The organism is Candidatus Obscuribacterales bacterium (assembly GCA_036703605.1).
Taxonomy (GTDB): domain Bacteria; phylum Cyanobacteriota; class Cyanobacteriia; order RECH01; family RECH01; genus RECH01.
Window position 1 is genome coordinate 1 of sequence record DATNRH010000892.1, and the last position, 4,402, is coordinate 4,402.

4 protein-coding genes are annotated in these 4,402 nt (G+C 55.8%); 3 read left to right on the forward strand and 1 reads right to left on the reverse strand.

Annotated elements, in window-relative coordinates:
- Window positions 1-1,030: hypothetical protein (locus V6D20_18340; protein ID HEY9817742.1), on the reverse strand; the 1,030-nt coding region annotated here is incomplete at its 3' end.
- Window positions 1,031-1,419: 389 nt separating this feature from the next.
- On the opposite strand from V6D20_18340, the gene V6D20_18345 reads away from it, so the two are divergent.
- The 3 genes from V6D20_18345 to hemC form a co-directional block, all read left to right on the forward strand.
- A complete protein-coding gene (locus V6D20_18345) occupies window positions 1,420-2,373 on the forward strand; it encodes a carotenoid biosynthesis protein (protein ID HEY9817743.1) in 954 nt (317 codons plus the stop codon).
- A gap of 5 nt (window positions 2,374-2,378) precedes the next feature.
- The gene (locus V6D20_18350) at window positions 2,379-3,608 is read left to right on the forward strand and encodes a glycosyltransferase family 2 protein (GenBank protein HEY9817744.1); all 1,230 of its coding nucleotides are present in this window, start codon (window positions 2,379-2,381) and stop codon (window positions 3,606-3,608) included.
- A gap of 293 nt (window positions 3,609-3,901) precedes the next feature.
- The coding region (gene hemC / locus V6D20_18355) for a hydroxymethylbilane synthase (GenBank protein HEY9817745.1) at window positions 3,902-4,402 on the forward strand (501 nt) is incomplete at its 3' end.

Sequence of the window (4,402 nt, forward strand, 5' to 3'; positions counted from 1 at the left end):
CATCCACGATCGCTGCCGCCAAACCTGTCTCCGCCTGGATTTGATTGACCACCCGTTGGGGATCTTCGGGCCCCAGGACGATGAACTGATCATAGGGAGGCAGGGTGCCGGTGACATCATCAATCAGGCGGGCCTGCTCTCCGGCTAGTTGGTAAAACATGCCCGGTCGTTTAAAGACTTTTTTGGCGATCGCTCCCACCAAGAACGCAAACACCACCCGCCACGGACCGGAAATGTCTACCAAGGTCTGCATGCCGCAGGCGGTGGCTAGGCTGGAGGTGGGCATGAAGTAGTAGCACAGACGGCGGGCCACCCAGCCGGGCTGTACGGTGGTGGGGTGGCGGAAGCGATCTTGCATGATGGCGATCGGAGTTTCGCCGATGGTGACAATATCGCCGGGCTGGGCATGGGGCATGACGTAGCGCTTCACCACTTCTACTGGATCATCTAAGTGGGTGAGCAAATGGGTTTTCACCGGCAAAATATTAGCTCGCTCGCTCGCTCGCCACTGGATAGGCGCATCGGGGCTGGGAAACCTGAGGGGAACAATCACATGGCGCGTCTTGGGTACTCGCCCTTGGGGCCCATAGGTGACATAGCGCACCTTAATCCAGGCGGCCTGCAGCGCCTCTAGCTGATCACCCACTACATCCAGCACCACCTCCATGCGGGTGGTCTTGCCAATTTTGACAATATAGCCAAACCAATAGCCATCCTCGCGGGCATCGGCATCGGGATGGCAGGGAGTGATCTGCAGTGTATGCTGAACCGTGTCGAGACTGTCTTTGGACAGCAGCGTTGCCGTTGCCGAGACCTCCGGCACCATCAGCTCTAGGCGCTGGGTTTGGTTGACAAACTCCATATCGCCCACAATGCGGTAATGCTGAGGCTCATAGACATCTAGATTCCAAGTGCCTGCCCGCAACTGCAGCCGATTGCCCGGTCGCCGTCGATACTGCACCTCAATGGCGATCCATCCTAAAACCAACAGCAGGGCGATCGCCCCGATCAAAATCCCCAAACTCCCCATCACAGCCTTCTCAGTGGTATTGCTTCACTCTATAGCACAAGCATTCTCTCAGAGTCTGGCACACATTGCACTGCGGCGGTTCTCGATTGCTCCCATAATCTTCACGAGGCTCAACCTCTACCCGGATGGATTCGACCACGGCGGTAGGTGCTTACTTGATGATCTAGGGGCGATCGCCCACGATAGCCCAGAGCATCCTGTACCTTAGGGGCAGTTCCTCATCATGGGGATACCTGATTGTCCGGCAAGAACTAGGGAATTCCCCTAAATTGCCCGGAGGAATTTGAATATTTGTTTGCAAATATTTGTAAACTATTAGGAAATCCTTAGCAAATCACGAGTCCACCCGTTCCGCCTATCCGCTATCCATGTCGTCTAGGGAGTCTGTAATGAAGCAATTAATGCTTGCAGAACGCATTTGTTTAATTGGGCATTTGGTGTCCATGGCCTTCGGCTTAGCCGGTCTGTTGCTGGTGATGCCCCATCCAGAATTTCTCAGCCATGTGCCTGCTGGTCAGACCATGTTCCGCTGGAGCATGGCTGGGGGTGGCGTAGTTTACATTGTCTTAGGAGCGATCGCCGTAGCGCTCTATGCCTACCGTACTCTAGGTTTACGGAACTGGCTCACCTTTATGCTTCCAGCGGTGTTCCTCTCCCTAGGCAGTGAACTGCTGGGCACCAGTACCGGGTTTCCCTTCGGCAACTATAGTTACCTCAGCGGTCTGGGCTACAAAATATCCGGTTTGGTACCGTTTACCATTCCCTTGTCTTGGTTTTACTTGGGCCTCGCTTCCTACCTCTTGGCCCGCACCGGCTTAGATTCCGTTGAACGTCTCCAGTCCACCGATGTCCTGCGTCCGATGACCTGGTGGCGGCAAATTGCAGCGGTGCTCCTCGGTGCTGTGTTGCTCACCTCTTGGGATTTTGTGCTCGATCCGGCCATGAGCCAAACCGCGATGCCGTTTTGGTATTGGCATGAACCCGGTGCTTTCTTTGGGATGCCCTACCAAAACTTTGCTGGCTGGACAGCGACGGGCTGCCTGTTCATGGGCATTGCTGCTGTCATCTGGTTCCGCCAACCGATTCGCTTAACGGCGGCGCAGCTCAATCTGCCTTTTACGGTCTACGTCGGTAACTTTACCTTTGCCATGGTGATGAGCTTGGCGGCTGGTTTTTGGCAGCCGGTGCTCTTGGGCATTGTTGTGGGGCTTGGGCCAGCGGCGCTGTGCTGGAACCGGGCTAAGTCCATCGAAGCTCAGGGGGCGATCGCTCCTAAGACCAGCATGATGGACGATCCCATGTCTGACCTACCCTCAACCCCCGTTGGAGTCAGCAGTAAGTGATCGACGTGGGTATATCTCAGGCATCTACATGGCTCAATCTTCCTGGATGGATCGCCGTAGCGCTCTTTGTGCTGCTGGTGATTCAGCTTCCTGCATTGGCAATTTTGCTCTCGCGCCTGCTGCAGGGCCCCACTCGGCAACCACCCCTACCGCCGCAGCAGGCGAATCTCTCCCAGTTTGGCAAGGTGAGCGTGGTGGTGCCAACCCTCAACGAAGCCGATCGCATTCAGCCCTGCCTAGACGGTCTCAGCCGCCAGAGTTTTGGGGTGCGGGAAATTATCATCGTCGATAGCCGCTCTCAGGATGGCACGGTTGATCGGGTGAAAACCATGCAGCAACGGGATCCGCGCTTTCGGGTGGTTTACGACGATCCCCTACCTGCAGGCTGGGTGGGTCGCCCTTGGGCCCTGCACACTGGCTTCCTCAACAGTTCTGACCAAAGCACTTGGTTTCTTGGCGTGGATGCTGATACCCAGCCCCAGCCGGGTCTGGTGGCGGGTTTGGTGGCGGCGGCGGAAGCCGGTAACTTTGACCTCGTGTCACTCTCCCCCCAGTTCATCCTCAAACAGCCGGGGGAATTTTGGCTACAGCCGGCTCTGCTGATGACGCTGATCTATCGCTTTGGCCCGTCCGGCAGTGCGATCGCTGGCTCTGACCTAGGATCGGAACGGGTGATGGCCAATGGTCAATGCTTCCTCTGTCGGCGATCGCTGTTGACGATGCTGGACGGCTATAGCAGCGCCCGCAATTCCTTTTGTGATGACGTTACCCTGGCTCGCTATGCCGCCGCCCAGGGTGCCAAAGTAGGATTTTTGGACGGTGCCAAGCTGCTGAAGGTGCGCATGTATGAAGGCATGGCTGAAACCTGGAAGGAATGGGGGCGATCGCTCGATTTAAAAGATGCCGCCACGCCGATCCAAACCTGGGGTGATGTTGCGTTTTTGGCGCTGGTGCAGGGATTGCCGCTGGTGCTTTTGCCGCTGTTGATCGCCCTAGTTGCCCTAGGCTATGCGGCTCCAGTTCTGTGGATTTGTTTGGGCATGAATGCATTGCTGGTGACCATGCGATTTGCTTTGCTGTGGGCGATCGCCTCGTCCTACGATGCCTCCCAGAGCAAGGGCGCATGGGCCTTTTGGCTCTCGCCTTTTGCTGACCCCTTAGCGGTTGTGCGCATTGCCCTCTCCGCCAGCCGCACCCCCACCCAATGGCGTGGCCGTCAGTACGACGCGGTCTAGGGTTTTACTCGGTAACGAATAGGGATAGCTGGGGTCAGTTGGGTTGAGGCTTTAGGTGAACGTTCAAATGTTGGAACGGTTTCAGGGTGTCTGGATGGCCTAACTCATGGGACGATGGCGGATAGGACAGGGCTGGCTGTCGGTAATTAGGGACAGAATGTTGCGGGAATGTTGCAGAAGCGTTTTTTGCGCAACAGCCTACGGTACTGTAATAAACAGTGCAATTTTTCAATTGCCAGCCCTTGTTCACGACACTTAACCGTTATAGATACGTCTTTACATCTGGGTTTCACATGATTGCAAGTCCTCCCCGCACAGTTCGCATTGGTTCCCGCAAAAGCCAGCTTGCTCTGGTTCAGACCCATTGGGTGCGTGATCAGCTTCAACATCACTATCCCGATCGCCACTTTGATATCTCTACGATGAGCACCCAGGGCGACAAGATTCTAGACGTAGCCCTAGCCAAAATCGGCGATAAGGGGCTGTTCACCAAAGAGCTAGAAGTGGGGATGCTCAACGGGGATATTGACTTTGCTGTCCATTCCCTTAAGGACTTGCCCACCAACCTGCCGGGCGGTTTGATTCTCGGCTGTGTGACCGAGCGGGAAAACCCGGCGGATGCCTTGGTGGTGCATGAAAACCACAAAGATAAGCAACTGGACACCCTGCCCGAGGGGGCTGTGGTGGGTACGTCATCGCTACGACGTTTGGCCCAGTTGCGTTATCACTATCCGCACTTGGTCTTCAAAGATATTCGCGGCAACCTCAACACCCGTCTGCAAAAGCTAGATGAC

What these genes read in the sequence shown, in the direction of transcription:
- V6D20_18345 (HEY9817743.1), top strand. Translation starts at nt 1,420, where the DNA reads ATGAAGCAATTAATGCTTGCAGAACGCATTTGTTTAATTGGGCATTTG.